Genomic DNA, 20,518 nt, shown 5'->3' on the forward strand with positions numbered 1-20,518 from the left:
CTGCTGGCCAAGTACAACTAGCTCGCGCGGGGGCGGCGGTTCGCCCTCAAAGGGGATCATTTGTCCTTAAATGCCGCGAGAAAGTACAGCTATGGCGATCAAACTGCTCCATGCGGCACCGGCCACCAGCGACACCGAACAGCCCGTCCCACGCTGGGCGCTCCGTGCCGCCTACGCGCTTCCCTGGCTGCTGCTCTCCTCGTGCCTGTGGCGGTTGCCGTTTGCCTTTCACTTCGACATGGGCCAGCTCAACGACGCGCCTCTGGCACCGTTGTGGATCACAATCCCCTATGTCTTCGGGCTCAGTGTGCTCACTGAGTTGGTGGCGCTGCTCAGCATCGGTCTGGTGCGCGGCTGGGGCGAGGTGGTCCCGAGCTGGATCCCGGTCATCGGCGGCAGACGTGTGCCGCCGACGGCGGCGGTCGTCCCTGCCGTGGTCGGTGGGCTGCTTTTGACCGTGATCTCGGTCTGGATGGCGCTCACCTGGGTCGGCGTCTCCGACGGTATAGCGTACGAGAACGACTGGTGGCAGGCGCTGGCCAGGGTGTGCATCACCCCGGTTGCGCTGTGGGGCCCGATAGTGCTCGCCCTGGCCTACGCCTACCACGTGCGCCGTCGCCCCGCCCGCGGTCAGGGAATGCCTCATGACGCCCTGGCTAGTGCCGCAGCAGGCAACGTTCGCCCTGTTGTGATGTGACACCCGCCCGCGCGAGGTCCCGCATCTGTTCGCCGCGTTGGACCTGGGCAAAGACAAGCTCTACGGCCACCTCAAGAAGACCAGCCATGTGGTCGGCTATTCCGCCCGGCTCGTGGCCATCCCCTGCCCAGCCAACCCGCATGTTGCCGCTCCGCGACGCGAGCCGGCGTTGCCAGCGCACGATGTCGTAGCCGAAGCACATAATGCAGCACACGACTCAGCTATCTGCGCACCGACACCATGCCATCGACTACGTGGAACTCACGGTCACCGACCTTGAGCAGGCCAAGCGCTTCTACACCGAAGCGTTCGGCTGGCGATTCAACGACTATGGGCCAGGGTACGCCGGCATCCAGAGCCCGCAGGGTGAAGCCGCACCCGAAGTGGGCGGTCTCCGCACAGGCCAGGAGGTGCGGGCAGGCGGCCCGTTTCTGCTGCTCTATTCCACCGACCTGGACCGGTCTGTGGAGGCTGTGAAGAACGCGGGCGGCCAGGTGGTGAACGGGCCGTACGAGTTCCCCGGTGGACGCCGGTTCCACTTCACCGATCCGAGCGGGAACGAACTGGGCGTCTGGGCTGAGGCGTAAGCCACCGATGCCACCCTCGGCCCGTACACGCTCTGCCACCCGCACAGCATGACGGCCGCGCGCCGCGCGCGACAGAGTCCGGGCGGCGCATCACATCACAACAGGGCGAACGTTGCCTGCTGCGGCACTGGGCATGTCTTCGATCCGTATGGGCCAATCGACGGACAGAGCGGATTCTTGCTTTCTGGAAAACTTGTGCGGTTGCGACCGATGGAACCGCCAGAAGCGGAATCCCTGTGGCGCTGGAACAGCGACCCCGAAGTCATGCGCTGGATCGACGGCGGCTATCCCGAGTCACTGGCCCAGGTCGCCGAGAACGCCGGGGCGATCCGGGTCACGAGAAGCTCGGGTTCGTCAAGGACGGCAGGCACCGCGACGCCTTCCGCCGCGACGGCAGGTGGCATGACATGGTCCTCATGAGCATGCTTGAGGGCGAACTGCTCGGCTGAGAGCCACCCGTCCACCGAGCGGAGAAGGCTCGGCGGACGGGTGGAACACGGCACGGCAGGCGGTGCGGGCCCGGCGGAGTGGGAGCACGGCCGCCCGCCGGGGGCCTCGGCTCAGCAGGCGGGCGGGGCGCCGCCGACCCGGTGCAGAGCGTCGAGATATCCTCCACCGGCGTCGATCCTGGTGGTGTCGTCGAGCCGGTGCCTGATGCACGCGGGCTCCCAGTGCGCCTTCGAGCTGATCTCCTGGAGGAGGAGCCGCTTCTTGCGGACGACCCCCCGCGCGTGGCCGACATACATGACGTCCGGGTCGACCTCCTCGACATGCAGGCCGAGCAGCGGGAACCCCTTGCCGAGCGTCTCCGCCAGGCCGGTGGTCGAGTCGAGGTCGGCCTCGGGCAGGGGGCGGGGCGGCTCGCCGGCCGTCTTCAGGGCCCGGTGCACGAAGCCCGAGCCCGCCCAGCCCGAGTCGGAGGCGGATACGACGTCGCGCAGCCGTACGGCCGCGTAGCCGTCGAGCCGGATCTCGGAGGAGATCTCGTGAAGGAGCACCCATTTGCATCCGATGCCCACGACGTAGCCGTCTATCCTGTCCGCTCCCTTGATCCCGCGGCGCACCCTGACGGGGTGCCCCGCCCCCAGCGCCCTGCGGAGATCTTTCCTGATCCTCATGAAGAATGATTCTTCCCGCCGGTGGGCGCCTTTTTCACCTGGATTTCCCGCACCGGAAACACGTTGCGCCGCCGGAGGCGACCGGCCATTCTTAATTCATTCGGATCATGTGCGGAGAACGCATATGAACCAGCGGATGAACATCCGCGACAAGGCCCGCGTATGACGATTGGCGACGTCATACGCGGGCCGCCCCGGCGACCGCCGGATCAGTCGGCCGGGACCACGTCGCCGGCCTCGCCGCCGCCCTCGGCGGTCTCCCGTCTGCTGGGCATGACCAGGACGGCGAGCACGCCGAGGACCGCCACGACGATCATCGTGAGGAAGACGTGGTGCACCGCCGCGGCCAGGGCGGCGCGGACGGCCTCCCCCGCCGCGAGGTCCAGCGCCCCGCCCACCTCGTCGACCGAGGCCACCGCGCCGGAGGAGAGCAGGGAGGCGTTGGCGACCGCCGCGAAGACGGCCGTGCCGATCGCCCCGCCGGCGATGCGGAAGAACACGACGCCTCCGGTGACCGCGCCGCGCCGCTCCCAGCCCACCATGGACTGCGCGCCGACCAGGCAGGAGACCGAGACCAGGCCGAGGCCGGCGCCGTTGACGAACGCGCAGGCCCCCGCGTAGACGAGCGGCGAGGCCGGTGTCAGCAGGGCGAACATCACCGTCGAGACGACGATGAGCGCCAGCCCGGCCAGCGCCGTGTCGCGGAAGCCGTACCTCATGTAGAGCCGGTGCGCGCCGGCGGCGGCCAGCGGCCAGCCGATGGACTGCACCGCGAGCACGGCCCCCGCGGCGACCGCGCCCGCGCCGAGCACGGTCTGGGCGTAGACGGGCAGGTAGAGGGTCGGTGCGATCAGCACCATGCCGACCGCCGCGCTGCCGAGGAACGAGCCGAGCAGTGCCCTGTCGCGCCAGATCCACGGCGGGATGACCGGTTCGGGGACGTGACGCTCCCAGCGCAGGAAGGCCGCCAGCAGCGCCAGGCCGGCCAGGACGGCCCGCCAGTCCGAGCTCTGCAGGCCGGTCATCACGGCGACGACCCCGGCGCACAGCAGCGCCCCGCCGAGCAGGTCGAGCCGGCCCGGACGGCGTTCCACCGACTCCCGCAGGAACACCGTGATCATGACCAGCGCGGCGATCCCCACCGGCAGGTTCAGCAGGAAGATCCATCGCCACAGCCCGAACTCCGACAGCAGGCCGCCGAGAGCCGGCCCGAGCAGCGCCGACACCCCCCACACCGTGGACAGCAGCGCGGAGATCCGCCCCCGCCGCGCCAGCGGGTAGAGGTCGCCGGCGATCGTCTGCGTGATCGGCTGGATCGCCCCGGCCCCCACCCCCTGTACGGCCCGCGCCACGATGAGGGCGGGCATGCTCCAGGCCACGCCTGCCAGCAACGACCCGGCCAGGAAGATCGAAGCACCGGCGAGCAGCACGGGTTTGCGCCCGTAGACGTCGGCGAGCCGCCCGTAGATCGGGGTGAACACCGCCTGGGCCAGCATGTACGCGGCCAGCACCCAGGGGAACAGGGAGAAGGAGCCGAGGTCGCGCACGATCGCCGGGACCGCGGTGGCCACGATGGTGCCGTCCATCGCGGCCAGCGCGGTGCTGAGCATGAGCCCGGCCACGATCGGCCCGCGTCGCGTCACGCGGGCTCGCCCTCGTCCGCCATGGTCTCGATGACCCTGCGGCAGTACTCCGCCAGGTAGCCGCGGAGCACCTCCTCGGCCGCGTCGGCGTCGCCGCGCGCCGCCAGCCGGGCCAGCTCGCGGTGGTAGCGCAGGCCGTGGGCGACGTGCCGCCCCACCAGGTAGCGGTTGACGACGTTGCGCAGGTCCTCGATGATCCCGATGGTGAACGGGTTGTCGCCGGCGTCGTAGAGCTCGCGGTAGAAGTCGGTCCGCTGCCCGTGCAGGGTGCCCTTCTCGTGCGGCCCGTCGAGCACCTCGGCCAGCTCGCGCAGGCGTGCCGCGCGGGCGGAGGTCATCCGGGCGACGGACTTGCGCAGCGCGTGCGCCTCCACCAGCGCCCGCAGCTGGTAGATCTCCCGGACCTGCTCGACGGTGAGCGCGCGCACCACCGCGCCGCGGTGCGGATGGAAGGAGACCAGCCCCTCCGATTCGAGCTGCATCAGTGCGGTGCGCACCGGGATGCGGGACACCCCGATGCGCTCGGCCAGGTCCTCCTGCCGCAGGTGCTCGCCGGGGGCCAGCAGCCCGGTGATGATGCACTCGCGGATCACGTCGTAGGAGAGCTGGCCGGCGGTGCGGGCGCCGCCGGAGGCTCGGGCGACGACGTCGGCGAAGGTGCGCCCCTCAGCGGAGTCGTGACGCGCGTGGCCCACCGTCACCTCTCCCTCTGCCCCGGCCCTTCCCGTCGGACCGGGTCGAAGACCCCATCACAGCACATGCCTCGGCGTTCCCTCGGGCAGGGCCTCAAGCAGGATCTCGATGTCCACCCGGCTGCCGATGGCCAGGCCGCCGGCCTCCAGGGCGCGGTTGAAGGTGACCCCGAAGTCCTCGCGGACCACCGAGCCGGTGGCGCTGAACGCCAGCAGGGGCACCCCTCCGTCGGAGTGCGCGCCGAGATAGCGTGCGGCCAGCTCGACGGGGCGGGTGACGCCGCGCAGGGTGAGCTCGCCCTCGATCGTGAAGGCGCTGCCCTCGCCGGGCCGGACCGCGGTGGAGACGTAGGTGATGGCGGGGAAGGCCTCGGCGTGGAGGAAGTCCGGCGAGCGCAGGTGGTCGTCGCGGCGGGCGACGCCGCTGCTGACGCCGGCCGCCTCGATGCCGACCGACAGCCGCGACCCCTCGGCCGGGTCGGTTACCTCGAAGCTGCCCGTCACCGTGTCGAAGCGGCCCCGTACCCGGGCGACGACCAGGTGCTGGATGGTGAACTGCACGCTGGTGTGCCGGGGGTCGATCTCCCAGACGCCCGCGGCGGGCCAGCCGGCGGGGGTGGTCTCGGAGGTGACGGCGCTGCCGGTGCTGCCGCTGGTCGCGGTCATCGTGCTTCCCTTTCGATCGGTGATCCGACGATGCTGCCCCACTCGGTCCACGAGCCGTCGTAGACGCGGACGTGGTCCCAGCCGAGCAGCTCGTGCATGGTGAACCGGAGCAGGCTGGCGCGGTGGCCGAGCCTGCAGTAGGCGACGACCTGCCGGGTCTGGTCCGGCGCGGCCCCGGCGGCGCGGAAGACGCGCTCCAGCTCCTCGGGCGGCCGGATGGTGAACCTCTCGTCGAGCAGGTCCCTGAAGAAGAGGTTGACGGCGCCGGGGATGCGGCCGTGCCGCTCGGCTCCGTGGTCGAAGCCCGCCCCGGGCTTGACCCGCTCGCCCCGGTACTCCTCGGGGTAGCGGCCGTCGAGCAGCAGCGTGTCCGGTGATCCGACCAGCCCGAGCAGCTCGTCGCGGCCGATCCGGCTGGCGTCGTCGCGGGCGGCGCGCACCGGCTCGTACGGCACGGCCGCCACGTCGGGCTCCTCGGTGGACAGCTCGAACCCGGCCCGCGTCCACGCTCCCCTGCCGCCGTTCAGCACCCGCACATCGGGGTGGCCGTTCAGCGTTCCGAACACCCAGTGGCCGTAGACGGCGAACTGGCCGCGCCCGCTGTAGAGCACGAGCGTGGTGTCCGGGCCGACGCCGAGGGCGCCGAGGATGCCGGCCGCCTGCCGGGGCGTGACGAACTCGCGCTCGTCGGGGTCCCAGCAGAGGTCCTTCCAGAAGACATGCCGGGCCCCGGGGACATGCCCGGTGGAGTATTCGTCGATGTCGGGCTCGTACTGCACCTCGACGACCACCGTCTTGGGGTCGTCGAGCCGCTCGGCCAGCCAGTGGGGGTCTACAAGGGCAGCCATGCGCGCCGCCCCTCCTTTCTGATCACGTGTCCGAGGCCCGGGTGGGGGAAGTGGCCGAGCCCCACGAGGGTGCGGTCCTCCTCCACCCGGGCGAGGGTGAGTTCGCGGGTGGCGACAGCGAGCTCGGGGTCGAGGTCGAACCGCTGGACCCAGCCGGTCTCGTCGAGGACCACGGGGTGGTGGGCGAGGTCGCCGAGCAGGAACGCGTCGCGGTCGCCGAGCAGGTAGCCGGTGTGCCCCGGCGTGTGGCCGGGCAGCGCGACGGCGCGCAGCGACGGGGTGACCCGGTGCCCGTCGTCGATGAGTTCCAGCACGCCGAGGTCCTCCAGCGGCAGCGCCTGCTGGACGATGTTGGGGTGCATCTGCTCCAGGGCGCGGTAGTGCTCCCAGTCGGCGCGGGGCACGAGATACCTGGCGTTGCCGAAGCGGGGGCGGACCGGCTCCTCCAGGACGAGGTTCCAGCCGACGTGGTCGGGGTGCAGGTGGGTGAAGACCACCAGGTCGACGTCGTCGGGGGTGACGCCTGCGGAGGCCAGCTCCGACAGCAGTCCCGCCGGAGCGGCCAGCCCTCCGGGCGGGCCGAGGTAGGGGCCCCAGCCGGTGTCGACGAGAACCGTCTTCCCGTCGGTCAGCACCAGGTAGCCGCCGAAGTTGAGGGGGCGCTCGTCCTGCCCCTCCCATGCCTCGGCGGGCACGTCGGGGAAGTGCCACTCCCGGTTCAGCGGGTGCTCGCCGTCCCGCAGCGCGACGATCTCCGCCGCGCCCGCCCTCACTCGGACGGCCATGTGAACCCCGCCCTCCCGCACAGCTCGCGGAGCGCGTGCCCGGCCGCGGTCACGAGCTCCGCCTCGTCCACGCCGGTCAGCCGCCCGCCGCGCTTGAGCACCCGCCCGTCGACCAGGACGGTGTCGACGTCGGCCGGCTGGGCCGAGTGCACGACGGCGACCGCCGGGTCCGCGACGGGTGCCAGGTTGAGCCGGTCGGCGCGGATCAGCACGATGTCGGCCCGCTTGCCGGGGGTGAGCGAGCCGGTGACCCCGGCCAGGCCGAGGGCGTGCGCGCCCTCCAGGGTGGCGGTGCGCAGGATGTCGCGCGGGGTGACCGCCTCGGCGTCGCCGGCCTCGGTGTTGGCCAGGCCGAGAGCGACCCGCATCGCCTGGAACGGGTCGGCGCTCGCCGCGATGGCGGTGGTGTCGAGGGAGAGGCTGACCCGCACCCCGGCCGCGCGCAGCCGGGGCAGCGGGGGCAGGCCCATGGCCAGCCGCAGCTCCGACATCGGGCTGACGGTGACCGGGATGCCGTGCTCGGCGACCCTGGCCAGGTCGGCGTCGGGCAGGTGCAGGCAGTGGGCCAGCAGCAGGTCCGGGCCGAGCAGTCCGTCCTCGTCGAGCAGCGCGACCTGGTGGATGCGTTCCACCTCGGCGCGAGTGCCGGCGCAGTGCATGGCCAGGGGCAGGCCGAGGTCCCGGGCTGCCTGGAACTCGGTGCGGTAGACCTGCCGGGCCGAGCGGGCGGGGCCGCGCACGTTCACGCCGACGGAGATCAGCGGGTCACCGGCGTATGCGTCCCGGAGCCGTTCGACGTCGGCGAAGTCCATCGCCTCGTCGAAGCCCCTGCCCCGGTCGCCCATCAGCCGGCGCATCTCCTCCGCGGGCATGGAGGGGTGTGCGGAGGGGGCGCCGTAGGAGTAGTGGGCGCGCAGGCCGAGCTCGCGCAGGGCGCGCAGGTCGGCGTCGGCGTGCTCGGGGCCGAGCACGTTGTGCGCCCAGTCGTGGACGGTGGTGACCCCCGCCGCGATGCCCTCGGCGGCTGCCAGCCGTACCCCGAGGTGGGTGTCGCCGGGGGTGAAGTACGGCGCGAGCCGGCCCTTGCGGGCGAACCAGCCGTTCTTCGGGCCGTCGCCGACGACGCCGCGCAGCAGGGTGCCCCACAGGTGCCAGTGGGAGTCCACGAAGCCCGGGATGGCGATCATGCCGGTGGCGTCGATCACCTCGGCGTCCGGCGCGTCCAGGCCGGGGGCGACCGCGGCGATGCGCCCGTCCCGGATCTCGATGTCGGCTCCGGCGAGGTCGCCGAGGTCGTCGTCGACGGTGAGGGCGGTCACCCCCCTGATGAGCAGGTGATCATTCGGAGAAGGCATGGGTGTCCCCCTTGAGCAGGCGCCAGATGTCGTGGCGCAGTCCGGTGAAGCGGGAGTCGCCGCGGACGGCGTGCTCGTCGCGCGGGTAGGCGAACGGCACCTCGAACTCGGCGGCGACGGTGCCGGGCCGGGCGGAGAACACCGCGATCCGCTGGGAGAGGAAGATCGCCTCGTCGACGCTGTGCGTGACGAACACGACGGTCTTGCCGGTGAGTTCCCAGATGCGCAGCAGCTCGATCTGCATCAGCTCGCGGGTCTGGGCGTCCAGCGCGCCGAACGGCTCGTCCATCAGCAGGATGTCGGGGTCCACGGCGAGCGCCCGGGCGATGCCGACGCGCTGCTGCATGCCGCCCGACAGCTCGTGCGGGTGGTGCCGTTCGAAGCCGGCCAGCCCGACCATCTCGATGTGCCTGCGGGCGATCTCCTCGCGCTCGGCCCGGGAGGAGACCGTGCCCTCCAGGGGAAAGGTGACGTTGCCGAGCACGGTGCGCCAGGGCAGGAGCCGGAAGTCCTGGAAGACGAAGGCCCGGTCCCGGCCGGGACCGGTGATCGGCGCGCCGCCGACCCGGATCTCGCCCTCGGTGACGGGGATCAGCCCGTCCATGCACTTCAGCAGGGTGGTCTTGCCGCACCCGCTCGGCCCGAGCAGGCTGACGAAGCCGCCCGACGGGACGCTGAGCCGCACTCCCGACAGGGCGTCGGTGCGCTTCTTCCTTCCGGTGTAGGACTTGCCGACACCGTCGACCTCGATCGCGGTCACGCAGTCACCTCCGGGCGCCAGGCGGACAGTCTGCGGCCGGCCCAGCCGACCAGTGCGGTGAGAAGGGCTCCGACGGCCAGCGAGACGAGCGCGACGGCGAACACCTCGTCGGCGTCCAGCCGGGCGCGGGCATCGCTGAGCAGGGTGCCGAGGCCGGGGTGGCCCACGAGGAACTGGCCGACGACGACTGCCATCAGCGCGCGCTGCACGCTGATCCGCAGCCCCGCCGCGATGTACGGCAGAGCCCCCGGCAGCACGACCTTGAGCAGGAGGCGGTGTCCGGTGACCCGGTAGGCGCGGGCCAGCTCGCCGTAGGCGCGCACGCTCTCCCGGGTGCCGGTGGCGGCGGGGAAGACCAGCATGATCCCGGTGGACAGCACGATCGTGGCGAGCAGGAAGCCCTGGCCGATGCCGAACCAGATGATCATCAGGGGGACGAGGGCGATCAGCGGCACGGAGTAGAGCGCCACGAGGTACGGCTCCAGCGCCACCGCCAGGAGGTGGTGGCGGCCGATGAGGAAACCGGTCAGCACGCCGAGCACCGCCGCCAGGACCCACCCGCCCAGCAGGGTGGCGACCGTCCCGGCGACGAGGGAGATCAGGTCGCCGTCGTGTGCCAGCCGTACGAGCTCGGCCGCGACCAGGGTCGGCGAGGAGGTGAAGTCGGGGTGGAAGGCGCCCGCGACCTGCCAGCCGGCGAGCGCCAGCGCGGCCCCGGCCAGGTGCGGTGCTCTGACCGTCATCGGGCCACCTGCCAGGGGGTGAGCCTGACCTCCAGGCGCCGCAGCCCGACGTTGACCGCCAGCCCGACGGCCATGACCGACAGCAGCGCCGCGATGAGCTCGGCGGTGCGGAAGGCGGCGCCGAGGTTGTAGATCAGGCCTCCGATGCCGCTGGTCTCCAGGAAGAACCCGGCGAGCACCACGCCGACCAGGGCGTGCACGAGGCCCAGGCGGAGCCCGGTCAGCACGTACGGCCGGGCGGCGGGCAGCACCACGCTGCGCAGCATCCGGCCGGGCGGCACGCAGTAGGCGCGGGCCAGCTCGACGTGGGAGCGTTCGAGGTCGCGCACCCCGTCGCGGACGGTGAAGAAGACCTCGAAGAAACCGAACGCCAGGATCAGCACGATCTTCGCGAGGTCCTGCAGGCCGAACCAGAGGGCGATCAGCGGCACCAGCGCGATCCGCGGGGTGAGGAACAGCGCGCCGAGCAGCGGGGAGAGGAACCGGTCGAGCGGCCGGTACCAGCCGAACAGCAGGCCCAGCCCGACCCCGGCGACGGCGGCCACCGCCATGGCCACCGTCACCTGGACGGCGGTCTGCCCCCACGCGCTGGCCAGCTCACCGCCGGCGAGCAGGTCGCCGGCGGCGGCGCCGACCCGGGCCGGGGTCGGCAGGATCGCGGCCGACATCCGCTGCGCGACCTGCTGCCAGACCAGCAGCAGGAGGGCCAGGGTGCCGATCCTGACCGCCCAGTCGCGGGCCGGCGCCATCACCTGGCGCCGAGGAAGGCGACGGCGGCCTTCTGGTAGTCGAAGGTCACCAGGTCGGCACAGGCGTAGTCGCGCTTGACCACCCCGAACTCCTTGGAGGTGGCCAGGGTGTAGTCGCACATCTTCTCGTCGAGGGCGCCGTTGACCGGCCAGTCGTCGAGCTCGGTGACCAGGGTGCGGTAGTTGTTCTCCGCCGCCTCGGCCGACAGCCCGTCGATCTTGGCCTGGGCGAGCGCCAGCCAGCCGGCCCTGTCCTCGTGGGTCCACCTGGCCGCCTTGATCTCGGAGACCGCCAGGGCCAGCGCGAGGTCGGAGTTGGCGTCGAGCCAGGAGCGGTCGACCGCCCAGACGTCGTTGAGCTGAGGGTTGGCCTCCCAGCCCTTGCAGAGCACGGTGTAGGCGCCGGGCTTGGCCAGGTCCAGCTCGGCCTGCCGGAACGTCGCCGACATGCCGCCCTCGATCTTGCCCGCCTCCAGCGACTCCACGATCTGCCCGATGTTGGACAGGTGCAGGAGCTGGACGTCCTTCCTGACGTCCAGCCCGGCCTGCTCGAAGCACCGGGACGCGGTCTGCCCGACGATCGAGGTGAGGTTCTGGGAGACGGCGAACGGTTTGCCCTTGAGGTCGGCGAGGGAGGCGGCGGGGCCGCGGCCGGCGACCAGGAAGGCGTTCTTCTGGTCGTTGCCGGCGACCGCCAGCAGGTCGGCGCCGGCCTCCCTGGCCGCGGCCAGGCCGCCGAGCGAGACGTGGCCCACCTGGACCTGACCGCCGATCAGGGCGGCGTTGAGCGGGGTGGAGTCCATCAGCCTGAAGTCGGCCTCGACTCCGAAGTCGCTCTTCAGCAGTTCGAGGGTCTTGTGGAGACCGGTGAGCGTCGGGTTGGGGAAGGCGGCGCTGGCGACGGAGATCCGCCTGCCCTGGACCTTGGCCCGCAGTTCCTCGATCGAGGCGGGCGGCTGGACCGGCGGCCGCCGCGCTGCGGCGTCCTCCGCGCGGGCGCCGGACGCCGCGGCGCCGGGCGCGGCCCCGGCACCGGGATTGTCGGCGCATCCCGCGAGCAGCAGCGCCGACAGGGCCAGCACTGCGTAGCGCGTCGGCCGGTGGGCTTTCCGGCTCATCGGGTACCTCCGGGGGGATGAAGATTGGATACAACGGCAGGTCCGATGAAGACTTGCCGCTCCCCACTAAACAAGTAGGGAAAGTGCAATTAAGATGACACACGCCCCCAGGAGATGGCAAACAGGGCTTCAGATCTGGACAGTCGGCATGAAAGATCACCGTGAGGCCGCAGGGGAGCCGGCGAGGCGCGGCCCGCGAGATTGCATCCATTCCAGGGCCGCGCCGCGCCACGGGCGGTACGGCGGGCACGGCCCCGGACATGACTGTGGCCGGGCCACCCTCGCCGCATCGGATGCGGCGAGGGTGGCCCGGCCACCGGAAGGGGGTTACCTCAGGCCGGCGTCGACGGCGCTGGTCAGGGTGCCGGGGTCACCGGACATCTCCCAGATCATCACGCCGAGCAGGCCCTTGCTCCGCAGCCACGCGGTCTTCTTCGCGATCGACCAGGCGTCGTCGAAGGTCCACCACTGGCCGCCGTTGCCGGTGAAGCAGTAGGTCGCGACCGACTGCTCGTCGTGCTTGATGGTGCAGCCCGGCACTCCGGCCAGCAGGTTGCTGTACCCGCGGGTGCCCGCCTCGTCCGGGAACTGCCCCGGCGCCGCGCCGGTGGCCGACTGCCACTCGCCGGACTTGCCGCCGTCGGCGACGCCCTGCCAGCCGCGGCCGTAGTAGGCGAGGCCGACAGTGATCTTGCGCGGGTTCACCCCGGCCTGCAGGTAGGCGTTGACCGCGTTCTCGACGCTGAAGTGGAACGAGTACGGGTCGTCGGTGTCGGCGTACAGGTTGCCCTGGTGGCCGGCCCGGTTGGGCTCCCACGAGTTGTCGCTGCCCGCGCCGTGGAAGTCGTAGCCCTGGACGTTGAAGATGTCCAGGGACTTGGCGACCTCGGGCAGGTCCCAGCCGGCCTCGATCTTCGCCGGGTCGGCGGGGGTGAACGCGGTGAGCTGGTAGCGCTTGCCGGTCTCCTGGGTCAGGGCGTCGAGCTGCTTGCGGAACTCGGCGATCAGCAGCGTGTTGTTCGCCTTGTCGTTGGCGCCGATGTGGTTGCCCGCGTGGCCCTCCGCACCCGGCCACTCCCAGTCCAGGTCGATGCCGTCGAAGATCCCGGCGGCGCTGCCCGGACCGCCCGCGGCGTTGTAGGTCGGCAGGTTGCCCTTGATGTAGGTGTCGATGCAGGAGCTCACGAACTTCTTCCGGGCGGCGTCGGTGGCCGCCACGTCGGAGAAGTACTTGGAGTAGGTCCAGCCGCCGAGCGAGATCAGCACCTTCAGGTTCGGGTACTTCGCCTTGAGCTTGCGGAGCTGGTTGTAGTTGCCGCGCAGCTTCTCCCAGCCGGTGTCGGCGACGCCGTCCACCGACTGCGCCGCGCTCATCGGCCTGCCGTAGTCGGCGTCCGCGTCGCCCGCGCCGTCACCCTGGTTCGGGTCCTGGGGGTTGGCCGTGGTGCCCTTGGTCACACCCTGCAGGCAGGTCAGGTTCACCGGGTCGATGTTGCCGAAGGCGTAGTTGAGGTGGGTCAGCTTCGCCGCGGCACCGGTCGTGTCGAGGTTGCGCACGAAGTACTGCCGGCCGTAGATGCCCCACTGCACGAAGTAGCCGACCCTGGCGTAGCCGCTGCCGACGATGTCGTCGGTGCTCACCTTCAGCGCGTTGCTGGCGGCCGAGAGGTTGTCGTACAGGTCACGGGCCTTGACGGTGAAGGTGTACTCGGTGGACGGCGACAGCCCGCTGACCGTGGCCGAGGTGTCGGTGACCGTGGCCGCGAGGGTCGCGCCGACGTAGACCTCGTAGCCCGCGATGCCCTTGTTGTCGGTCGAGGCCCCCCACGCGAGGGAGACGCTCGACGAGCTCTTGCCCGTGCTGCGCAGGTTGGCGGGCACGGTGGGCGGCTGGGTGTCGTCACCGGCGTTGTTGGTCGTCACCTTCAGCGCGGTGCTGGCCGGGGAGAGGGTCCCCTTCCTGTCCTTGGTCTTGACGGTGAAGGTGTATTCGGTGTTCGGGGTCAGGCCGGTGAGGGTCGTGGCCGTCCCGGTGACCGTCGTGGCGAGGGTGGCGCCGTTGTAGACCTGGTAGCCGACGATCGGCAGGCTCCCCGGGGTCGCGGCGTCCCACGCCAGCGACACGGTCTTGGTGGTCTTGACCGGTGAGCGCAGGTTGCCCGGCGCGGCGGGCGGCGTGTCGGCCGAACCGTCGCACCTGACGTCGTTGACCCGGCAGTTCTCCGGTTCGGCGGCCGCGCTGAGCCGGAAGGAGGGGCTGTAGGGCTCGGTGGAGCCGCGCGCCGCGACCGTCGTGTTGTAGTGGGCCGGGCTCAGCGTGACCTGGCGCCCGCTCTGGCTGATCGAGGCGTTCTCGGCCCCGCTCGCGGTGACCCCGGCGGGCAGGTCGAAGGTGATCGACCAGCCGTTGAGCGCGGCGTCGGTGTTGTTGTTGACCACGTACTTGCCCTGCGTCCCGCTGCCCGAGTAGGTGGCGGTGACGGGCGCGTCCGGCGGCGGCGGGTCGCCGCTGCCGTCGCAGTTGGCGTTGTTGATCGTGCAGCTCGTCGGCTGGACCGCCGAGCTGAGGGTGAACGTGGGGCTGTACGGCTCGGTGCTGCCGTTCGCACGCACGGTATTGATGTAGAAGGCGGGGGTCAGCTTGACCCGCGTCCCGCTCTGGGTGGTGGTGGCGTTCTGGGCTCCGCTGACGGTGACCCCGGCGGGCAGGTCGAAGGTGATCGACCAGCCGGTGACCGGGGTGGCGCCGGGATTGCTCACCACGAACTTGCCCTGGTTGCCGGCCAGGGTGAAGGCGGCCGTCAGGCGGGCGGCAGCGTTGGCGGGAGCGCTGATGGCGGCGAGGGCGGTCGCCAGGACGAGAACCAACAGCACAGAGGCGGTTCGGCGCATGCGTGGACTCTTTCTTAAAGGAAAGTTTCCTAACAATTACGCGGATCGTAAACCTGGCGCTCCATGTCGACAAGACCCAAAACGGCGCAGTTCGAGCGGAGGTGGGCGCGGTGGATCCGACGGCCACGAGGGCCCCGCCGACCACGCCGGACACGCCGGGCGGACGGCCGGCGCCGTACGAGATGAGCCGCGTCGCACGGCGGGGACGGGCGCACCGCACGAGACGGCCGACGCGCCGCATGAGACGGCCGACGCACCGTACGAGACGGCCGACGCGCTGCACCGAAAGGCCGGAGCCGTTCAGCCGCCGTCAAGACGGTCGCCCGGAAATGACGTCACCGGGGTTGCAATGACGTCAACATGACGTCATAGTAATGCTTATGGACGTCACGCCCTTCGTCGAGAACCTCCGCCGCGCACTGGCCGCGTCGGCGGCGGTCGCCGACCCCGAGACCCGGGCCGCCGTGGAGAACCTCACGACGGCACTGGACTCCTCCGTCAGGCTCATGCTCATCGACGCGCTCTCCGTGGCGGCCGACGAGGTCACCAGGGAGCTCGCACCCGGCTCCGTCGAGGTACGGATCCGCAACCGCGAGCCCGAGTTCGTGGTGACGCCGCCTCCGGCGGCGGACACCTTCAGCCCGTCGTTCCCGCCCCCGCCACCCGGCCCGCCGCACCCCCCCGCTCCCCCCGAGCCGCCCCTGCCCTCCGGCGAGGCGGGCACCGCGCGCCTCACGCTGCGGATGCCCGAGACGCTCAAGGGCCGCATCGAGGAGGCCGCGAGCCAGGAGGGCGTCTCCGTCAACGCCTGGCTCGTCCGCGCGGTCTCGACCGCCCTGGCCGGCGCCCCCCACGAGCCCCGCCCGTCCACCACCGGAAAGCGCATCAGCGGCTGGGCCCGCTGACCTGCCCCACCCCGCACGACCTACAAGACCCCCACGACCCGCAAGGGAGATTTCGCCATGCCCGTATTCCAGACTCCCGGCCCCGTCACACTCCAGGTGAAGTTTCCCGCGGGCGATCTGCGCATCACGGCCACGCCCCGCGAGGACACCCTGGTCGAGGTACGGCCGGCCGACCCGTCCAGGTCCGTCGACGTGGAGTGCGCCGAGCGGACCCGCGTCGAGCAGATCGACGGAACGATCTTCATCGAGGCGCCCGAACGGCACCTGACGCTGGGCCGCAGTCCGAGGCTGGAGGTCGTCGTCGGCCTGCCGGAGGGATCGCGGATCGACTCCACCACCGCCTCGGCCGACGTCCGGATGACCGGCGCCCTGGACGGCGTCACGGTCGGAACGGCCTCCGGCGACGTGCGGATCGACCGTTGCGCCGATCTTGCCGCCAAGACGGCGAGCGGTGACGTCATCTGTGACGTCACCGAGGGCAGCGCCCAGGTGAAGACGGCGTCCGGAGACGTCGGCCTGCGGGAGGTGCGCGGCGGAGCGGAGATCTCCACCGCCTCGGGCAGGACCGAGCTCGGCGTGGTCGGCGGCGCCGCCACCGTCAAGAGCGCCTCCGGGCGCGTCCGGATCCGGACCGCCGGTGACTCCGTCCAGGTGAAGGGCACCTCGGCCGACATCACCGTCGACGCGGTCGCCCGCGGAAACGTCTCCGTCAAATCCTCCTCGGGTGACGTCACGATCGGCGTCGTCACGGGGACCAACGCGTGGCTCGACGTCTCCTCGATCTCGGGCGGCGTCGGCTCCTCCCTCGACCAGGCCGACCAGCCCGCCGCCGGCGCGGAGCAGGTCGAGATCCACGTCCGCACCACGTCCGGCGACATCTCCATCACCCGCGCCCACCCGTGAGACACCCCCGGACCCCGCGCCCACCCGTGAGACCCCCGAAGGAGACCCTGATGAACGACACGCAGGTCTACACCCTCTCCCGCCTGCGGCACGCCGAGATGATCGCCGAGGCGGAGGCCTGGCGCGGCGTGCCGAAGCACCCCGGCGCCTCGCGCCGGTGGGCGGCCCGGTTCCTCCACGGACTCGCCGACCGGATCGGCCCGGCACCGGCCCGCGGATACGACCGCCGCGCCACGCCGTACAGGCCGACGGCCGTCTGACCGCCTGCTCGGAGTCGACCTGTCTCTCCGACCGGCCCGATGCCGGAGCGACGCGGTAGCTTGGGGGCTGCTCACCACGGCCGCCCATCACAGCTGCCACCACGAGGGAAGAGAGATCGTGACGACGTCTATTCATCAGCGGATCGCCGAAGAGCTTGGTGTGCGCGAACGGCAGGTGCAGGCGGCCGTGGAGCTGCTCGACGGCGGGGCCACCGTGCCGTTCATCGCCCGGTACCGCAAGGAAGCCACCGAGATGCTCGACGACACGCAGCTGCGTACGCTCGAGGAGCGGCTGCGCTACCTGCGCGAGCTGGAGGAGCGGCGCACCGCGATCCTGGAGTCGATCCGCGGCCAGGGCAAGCTCGACGACGCCCTCGAGGCGCAGATCGTGGCGGCCGACTCCAAGGCCCGGCTGGAGGACATCTACCTGCCCTACAAGCCCAAGCGGCGGACCAAGGCGCAGATCGCCAGGGAGGCCGGGCTCGAACCGCTCGCCGACGGCCTGCTCGGCGACCCGTCGGTCGACCCGCAGGCCGCCGCGGCGGCCTTCGTCGGCGAGGGGGTGGCCGACGCCGCCGCCGCGCTGGACGGCGCCCGCGCGATCCTGGTCGAGCGGTTCGGCGAGGACGCCGACCTGGTCGGGGAGCTGCGCGAGCGGATGTGGGGCAAGGGCCGCCTGGTCGCGGCGGTCCGCGAGGGCAAGGAGGAGGCGGGGGCCAAGTTCTCCGACTACTTCGACTTCGCCGAGCCGTTCACCAAGCTGCCCTCCCACCGGATCCTGGCGATGTTCCGGGGGGAGAAGGAGGAGATCCTCACCCTCACCCTGGAGCCGGAGGAGGAGCCCACCGGCACCTACGAGGGGCGCATCGCCCACCGCTTCGGCGTCTCCGACCAGGGGCGTCCCGCCGACAAGTGGCTGGCCGACACCGTCCGCTGGGCCTGGCGCACCCGCATCCTCGTCCACCTCGGCATCGACCTGCGGATGCGCATGTGGCAGGCCGCCGAGGAGGAGGCGGTGCGCGTGTTCGCCGCCAACCTGCGTGACCTGCTGCTCGCCGCGCCCGCGGGGAGCCGCGCGACGATGGGACTCGACCCGGGCCTGCGCACCGGCGTGAAGGTCGCGGTGGTCGACGCGACCGGCAAGGTCCTGGCCACCGACACGATCTACCCCCACGAGCCGCGCCGCCAGTGGGACCAGTCGCTGGCCACCCTGGCCGCGCTGGCCAGGAAGCACGACGTGGAGCTGGTCTCGATCGGCAACGGCACCGCGTCGAGGGAGACCGACAAGCTCGCCGGCGAGCTGGTGAAGCTGGTCCCCGGGCTGACCAAGATCGTGGTGTCGGAGGCCGGGGCCTCGGTCTACTCCGCCTCCGCCTTCGCCTCCCAGGAGCTGCCCGGCATGGACGTGTCCCTGCGCGGCGCCGTGTCGATCGCACGGCGGCTCCAGGACCCGCTGGCCGAGCTCGTCAAGATCGATCCCAAGTCGATCGGCGTCGGCCAGTACCAGCACGACCTCGCCGAGACCAAGCTCTCGCGCTCGCTCGACGCGGTGGTCGAGGACTGCGTGAACGCGGTGGGCGTGGACGTCAACACCGCCTCGGCGCCGCTGCTGACCCGGGTCTCGGGCATCGGCTCCGGCCTGGCCGACAACATCGTCCAGCACCGTGACGCCAACGGCCCGTTCCGCTCCCGCAAGGCGCTCAAGGACGTGGCCAGGCTCGGCCCCAAGGCCTTCGAGCAGTGCGCGGGCTTCCTCCGCATCCCCGGCGGCGACGACCCGCTCGACGCCTCCAGCGTGCACCCCGAGGCCTACCCCGTGGTCCGCCGGATCCTGTCGGCCGCCGGCGGCGACATCAGGAAGGTGATCGGCAACGGCACGGTGCTGCGGGCCCTGCGGCCGCAGGACTTCGTGGACGACACCTTCGGCCTGCCGACCGTCACCGACATCCTGTCCGAGCTGGAGAAGCCCGGCCGCGACCCCCGTCCGGCCTTCAAGACCGCGACCTTCAAGGAGGGCGTGGAGAAGCTCTCCGACCTCACCCCCGGCATGCTGCTGGAGGGCGTGGTCACCAACGTCGCCGCCTTCGGCGCGTTCGTCGACGTCGGCGTGCACCAGGACGGGCTCGTCCACGTCTCGGCCCTTTCGCACAACTTCGTCAAGGACCCCCGCGAGGTGGTCAAGCCCGGCGACATCGTCCGGGTGAAGGTGCTCGACGTCGACATCCCCCGCAAGCGCATCTCGCTCACCCTCCGGCTGGAGGACGAGCCCGCCAAGGGCTCCGGCCAGCGCGACCAGCAGGGCGGCGGACGGCGTGACGGAGGCAACCTGGGCGGCCAGCAGGGAGGTCAGCAGGGCGGCCAGGGCCGCGGCGGCCGTCAGCAGGGCCAGGGACAGGGGCGCGGCGGCCAGCAGCGGCAGGACCGTGGCGGCCAGCAGCGCAGCGCGCCGAGCGGCGCGATGGCCGACGCGCTGCGCCGTGCCGGGCTCGACGGCTCCGGCGGCAACCGCTAAAGGCCGCAGCGCCCCCGGCCTCCTCCCCCACCGCCGAAGGAGGAGGCCGTACGGCTCGCGGACGGGCGGCGTCTCCTCGATCGGGCACGGCTGCCCCGTGCCGTCGCCCTACGATGAGCGCCGGTCAGGAGAACTCGGCGGCGAGCAGGCCGAACAGCGCCTCGTCGACGAAGGCCCCGGCCACCCAGGCATGGTCGCGGAGCGTGCCCTCGCGCCGGAAGCCGGCCTTCTCCGCGGAGGCGATCATGCCGCTGTTGGTGACGAGCGTCTCCAGTCCCAGCCGGTGCAGGCCGCGGATCCGGAAGGCGTAGTCGCACAGCACCCGCAGCACGTCGGGGGCGTAGCCCCGGCCGCGGGCCTCGGGCAGCAGCGAGATGCCGAGGTGGCCGTTGCGGTTGAGGGCGTCGATCCCCCAGACCAGGCAGGAGCCCAGCAGGTCGCCTCCGGTGAGGGACTCGACGGCGAAGGCGACGTTGGCCGGGTCGGGCTCCCGCCGCTCGTAGCGGGCGATCGCCTGGTCGGCCGTCTCCGGGACCCAGGGCTCCGCGCTTGAGACGACGGCCGTCTCCACGTCGTCGTGCAACCGGTGGAGCGCGACCAGGTCGTCCTTGGTCACGGCCCTGAGCAGAACCCTGTCTCCACGAAGCATGAGTGGAACTCTAACGCCGGGCGGCGTGCAACCGATCGTCAAGCGGCCCGCAGGCAGCCGCCGTTACCCATGGGGGACACAGCACACGCAACGATCGGGAACACCAATGAACCGCGCCAGGATGAAGCTGATCTGGGTGGCGCTGCTACCGCTCGCCATCGCCGGGATGCTGGCGGCCACGAGCGGCGTCGGCCTCTGGGGGGTGGGGGTCTTCATCGTCTGCCTGAGCGGTTTCGTGCTCATGGGCTTCCTCGTCTCGGGCGCCTCGGGCAACTCCCACCTCCTGCGCACCGGCACGCCCGCCGGCGCGCTGATCACCGGCATGGGCGCCACCGGATGGCAGGTCGACGGCCGGCACGTGGTGGTCTTCGGGCTGCGGGTCACCCCGGCGTCGGGCATGCCGTACGACGTGCCCGAGCACCGGCAGCAGGTCCCGCCGATCCTGCTCGGCGGGGTGCTGCCGGGGATGACCGTGCAGGTCCGGACGGATCCGGCGGACCCGTTGAAGCTGTGCATCGACTGGTCGGTGCTGCCCGTCCACGGCGAGGCGCCGTACGGTCACCCCGCCAAGCCCTGACCCCGGTGCCGCGGACCCGACGGCCCCGGTGCGGCGCCGTTCAGGCCGGGGCGGCCTCG

Annotated in this window: 21 protein-coding genes; 8 read left to right on the plus strand and 13 right to left on the minus strand. The window is 71.7% G+C overall.

Annotated elements, in window-relative coordinates; genetic code table 11:
- Positions 1–91: 91 nt before the first annotated feature.
- From SROS_RS36555 to SROS_RS48205, 3 genes are all read left to right on the plus strand, one after another.
- Positions 92–697 (plus strand): hypothetical protein, encoded by a 606-nt coding sequence (locus SROS_RS36555; protein WP_012893982.1) that lies wholly within the window; start codon positions 92–94, stop codon positions 695–697.
- A 203-nt stretch (positions 698–900) separates the two neighbouring features.
- On the plus strand, positions 901–1,284 hold the full coding sequence (locus SROS_RS36560) for a VOC family protein (protein ID WP_012893983.1): 384 nt from the start codon (positions 901–903) through the stop codon (positions 1,282–1,284).
- A 210-nt stretch (positions 1,285–1,494) separates the two neighbouring features.
- Complete coding sequence (locus SROS_RS48205) at positions 1,495–1,704, plus strand: hypothetical protein (protein ID WP_218919745.1); 210 nt, start codon at positions 1,495–1,497, stop codon at positions 1,702–1,704.
- Between the two features lie 140 nt (positions 1,705–1,844).
- Here SROS_RS48205 and SROS_RS36570 read toward each other — a convergent pair whose 3' ends face one another.
- The 12 genes from SROS_RS36570 to SROS_RS36620 all read right to left on the minus strand — a co-directional run bounded on the left by SROS_RS36570 (position 1,845) and on the right by SROS_RS36620 (position 14,653).
- A complete protein-coding gene (locus SROS_RS36570; RefSeq protein ID WP_012893984.1) occupies positions 1,845–2,402 on the minus strand; it encodes a hypothetical protein in 558 nt (185 codons plus the stop codon).
- Between the two features lie 209 nt (positions 2,403–2,611).
- Positions 2,612–4,045 carry an MFS transporter gene (locus tag SROS_RS36575; protein WP_012893985.1) on the minus strand — a complete coding sequence of 478 codons (1,434 nt, stop codon included), beginning with the start codon at positions 4,043–4,045 and terminating at the stop codon, positions 2,612–2,614.
- The gene (locus tag SROS_RS48210; RefSeq protein WP_052317115.1) at positions 4,042–4,740 is read right to left on the minus strand and encodes a GntR family transcriptional regulator; all 699 of its coding nucleotides are present in this window, start codon (positions 4,738–4,740) and stop codon (positions 4,042–4,044) included. The genes SROS_RS36575 and SROS_RS48210 overlap by 4 nt, the downstream gene beginning before the upstream one ends.
- Before the next feature lie 54 nt (positions 4,741–4,794).
- Positions 4,795–5,403, minus strand: a complete 609-nt coding sequence (locus tag SROS_RS36580; RefSeq protein ID WP_012893987.1) for a YceI family protein — start codon at positions 5,401–5,403, stop codon at positions 4,795–4,797.
- Complete coding sequence (locus SROS_RS36585; RefSeq protein WP_012893988.1) at positions 5,400–6,251, minus strand: sulfurtransferase; 852 nt, start codon at positions 6,249–6,251, stop codon at positions 5,400–5,402. Before SROS_RS36585 ends, SROS_RS36580 begins: the two co-directional genes overlap by 4 nt.
- Positions 6,236–7,036: an MBL fold metallo-hydrolase gene (locus SROS_RS36590; RefSeq protein WP_012893989.1), complete on the minus strand. Its 801-nt coding sequence runs from the start codon at positions 7,034–7,036 to the stop codon at positions 6,236–6,238. The genes SROS_RS36585 and SROS_RS36590 overlap by 16 nt, the downstream gene beginning before the upstream one ends.
- A complete protein-coding gene (locus SROS_RS36595) occupies positions 7,021–8,391 on the minus strand; it encodes an amidohydrolase family protein (RefSeq protein ID WP_012893990.1) in 1,371 nt (456 codons plus the stop codon). Before SROS_RS36595 ends, SROS_RS36590 begins: the two co-directional genes overlap by 16 nt.
- Positions 8,375–9,151 (minus strand): ABC transporter ATP-binding protein, encoded by a 777-nt coding sequence (locus tag SROS_RS36600; RefSeq protein ID WP_012893991.1) that lies wholly within the window; start codon positions 9,149–9,151, stop codon positions 8,375–8,377. The genes SROS_RS36595 and SROS_RS36600 overlap by 17 nt, the downstream gene beginning before the upstream one ends.
- Positions 9,148–9,894 (minus strand): ABC transporter permease, encoded by a 747-nt coding sequence (locus tag SROS_RS36605; protein WP_012893992.1) that lies wholly within the window; start codon positions 9,892–9,894, stop codon positions 9,148–9,150. The genes SROS_RS36600 and SROS_RS36605 overlap by 4 nt, the downstream gene beginning before the upstream one ends.
- The gene (locus SROS_RS36610; RefSeq protein WP_012893993.1) at positions 9,891–10,643 is read right to left on the minus strand and encodes an ABC transporter permease; all 753 of its coding nucleotides are present in this window, start codon (positions 10,641–10,643) and stop codon (positions 9,891–9,893) included. The genes SROS_RS36605 and SROS_RS36610 overlap by 4 nt, the downstream gene beginning before the upstream one ends.
- The gene (locus tag SROS_RS36615) at positions 10,643–11,761 is read right to left on the minus strand and encodes an ABC transporter substrate-binding protein (RefSeq protein ID WP_012893994.1); all 1,119 of its coding nucleotides are present in this window, start codon (positions 11,759–11,761) and stop codon (positions 10,643–10,645) included. Before SROS_RS36615 ends, SROS_RS36610 begins: the two co-directional genes overlap by 1 nt.
- Positions 11,762–12,088: 327 nt before the next feature.
- Positions 12,089–14,653: a glycosyl hydrolase family 18 protein gene (locus SROS_RS36620; RefSeq protein WP_012893995.1), complete on the minus strand. Its 2,565-nt coding sequence runs from the start codon at positions 14,651–14,653 to the stop codon at positions 12,089–12,091.
- A 380-nt stretch (positions 14,654–15,033) separates the two neighbouring features.
- Here SROS_RS36620 and SROS_RS36625 point away from each other — a divergent pair, with 380 nt between their 5' ends.
- The 4 genes from SROS_RS36625 (at position 15,034) to SROS_RS36640 (ending at position 19,233) form a co-directional block, all read left to right on the plus strand.
- Positions 15,034–15,558 carry a toxin-antitoxin system HicB family antitoxin gene (locus SROS_RS36625; protein WP_043653688.1) on the plus strand — a complete coding sequence of 175 codons (525 nt, stop codon included), beginning with the start codon at positions 15,034–15,036 and terminating at the stop codon, positions 15,556–15,558.
- A 57-nt stretch (positions 15,559–15,615) separates the two neighbouring features.
- Positions 15,616–16,461, plus strand: a complete 846-nt coding sequence (locus SROS_RS36630) for a DUF4097 family beta strand repeat-containing protein (RefSeq protein WP_012893997.1) — start codon at positions 15,616–15,618, stop codon at positions 16,459–16,461.
- A 50-nt stretch (positions 16,462–16,511) separates the two neighbouring features.
- Positions 16,512–16,721 carry a hypothetical protein gene (locus tag SROS_RS36635; protein ID WP_012893998.1) on the plus strand — a complete coding sequence of 70 codons (210 nt, stop codon included), beginning with the start codon at positions 16,512–16,514 and terminating at the stop codon, positions 16,719–16,721.
- Between the two features lie 118 nt (positions 16,722–16,839).
- A complete protein-coding gene (locus SROS_RS36640; protein ID WP_012893999.1) occupies positions 16,840–19,233 on the plus strand; it encodes a Tex family protein in 2,394 nt (797 codons plus the stop codon).
- 124 nt (positions 19,234–19,357) lie between these two features.
- Here SROS_RS36640 and SROS_RS36645 read toward each other — a convergent pair whose 3' ends face one another.
- The gene (locus SROS_RS36645) at positions 19,358–19,882 is read right to left on the minus strand and encodes a GNAT family N-acetyltransferase (RefSeq protein ID WP_012894000.1); all 525 of its coding nucleotides are present in this window, start codon (positions 19,880–19,882) and stop codon (positions 19,358–19,360) included.
- 106 nt (positions 19,883–19,988) lie between these two features.
- Between SROS_RS36645 and SROS_RS36650 the strand changes: the two genes are divergently transcribed.
- Complete coding sequence (locus SROS_RS36650) at positions 19,989–20,459, plus strand: hypothetical protein (protein ID WP_012894001.1); 471 nt, start codon at positions 19,989–19,991, stop codon at positions 20,457–20,459.
- Positions 20,460–20,518 lie beyond the last annotated feature (59 nt).

The sequence above is a fragment of the Streptosporangium roseum DSM 43021 genome, from assembly GCF_000024865.1.
In the GTDB taxonomy this organism is placed as follows: Bacteria; Actinomycetota; Actinomycetes; order Streptosporangiales; family Streptosporangiaceae; genus Streptosporangium; species Streptosporangium roseum.

Excerpts from the sequence above, each read along its gene's own strand:
- SROS_RS36630 (WP_012893997.1), top strand. The coding sequence starts at position 15,616 with ATGCCCGTATTCCAGACTCCCGGCCCCGTCACACTCCAGGTGAAGTTT.
- SROS_RS36650 (WP_012894001.1), top strand. The coding sequence starts at position 19,989 with ATGAACCGCGCCAGGATGAAGCTGATCTGGGTGGCGCTGCTACCGCTC.
- SROS_RS36570 (WP_012893984.1), bottom strand. The coding sequence starts at position 2,402 with ATGAGGATCAGGAAAGATCTCCGCAGGGCGCTGGGGGCGGGGCACCCC.
- SROS_RS36645 (WP_012894000.1), bottom strand. The coding sequence starts at position 19,882 with ATGCTTCGTGGAGACAGGGTTCTGCTCAGGGCCGTGACCAAGGACGAC.
- SROS_RS36595 (WP_012893990.1), bottom strand. The coding sequence starts at position 8,391 with ATGCCTTCTCCGAATGATCACCTGCTCATCAGGGGGGTGACCGCCCTC.
- SROS_RS48205 (WP_218919745.1), top strand. The coding sequence starts at position 1,495 with ATGGAACCGCCAGAAGCGGAATCCCTGTGGCGCTGGAACAGCGACCCC.
- SROS_RS36560 (WP_012893983.1), top strand. The coding sequence starts at position 901 with ATGCAGCACACGACTCAGCTATCTGCGCACCGACACCATGCCATCGAC.
- SROS_RS36555 (WP_012893982.1), top strand. The coding sequence starts at position 92 with ATGGCGATCAAACTGCTCCATGCGGCACCGGCCACCAGCGACACCGAA.
- SROS_RS36625 (WP_043653688.1), top strand. The coding sequence starts at position 15,034 with ATGGACGTCACGCCCTTCGTCGAGAACCTCCGCCGCGCACTGGCCGCG.
- SROS_RS36635 (WP_012893998.1), top strand. The coding sequence starts at position 16,512 with ATGAACGACACGCAGGTCTACACCCTCTCCCGCCTGCGGCACGCCGAG.
- SROS_RS36615 (WP_012893994.1), bottom strand. The coding sequence starts at position 11,761 with ATGAGCCGGAAAGCCCACCGGCCGACGCGCTACGCAGTGCTGGCCCTG.
- SROS_RS36585 (WP_012893988.1), bottom strand. The coding sequence starts at position 6,251 with ATGGCTGCCCTTGTAGACCCCCACTGGCTGGCCGAGCGGCTCGACGAC.
- SROS_RS36605 (WP_012893992.1), bottom strand. The coding sequence starts at position 9,894 with ATGACGGTCAGAGCACCGCACCTGGCCGGGGCCGCGCTGGCGCTCGCC.
- SROS_RS36620 (WP_012893995.1), bottom strand. The coding sequence starts at position 14,653 with ATGCGCCGAACCGCCTCTGTGCTGTTGGTTCTCGTCCTGGCGACCGCC.
- SROS_RS36590 (WP_012893989.1), bottom strand. The coding sequence starts at position 7,036 with ATGGCCGTCCGAGTGAGGGCGGGCGCGGCGGAGATCGTCGCGCTGCGG.
- SROS_RS36580 (WP_012893987.1), bottom strand. The coding sequence starts at position 5,403 with ATGACCGCGACCAGCGGCAGCACCGGCAGCGCCGTCACCTCCGAGACC.
- SROS_RS36610 (WP_012893993.1), bottom strand. The coding sequence starts at position 10,643 with ATGGCGCCGGCCCGCGACTGGGCGGTCAGGATCGGCACCCTGGCCCTC.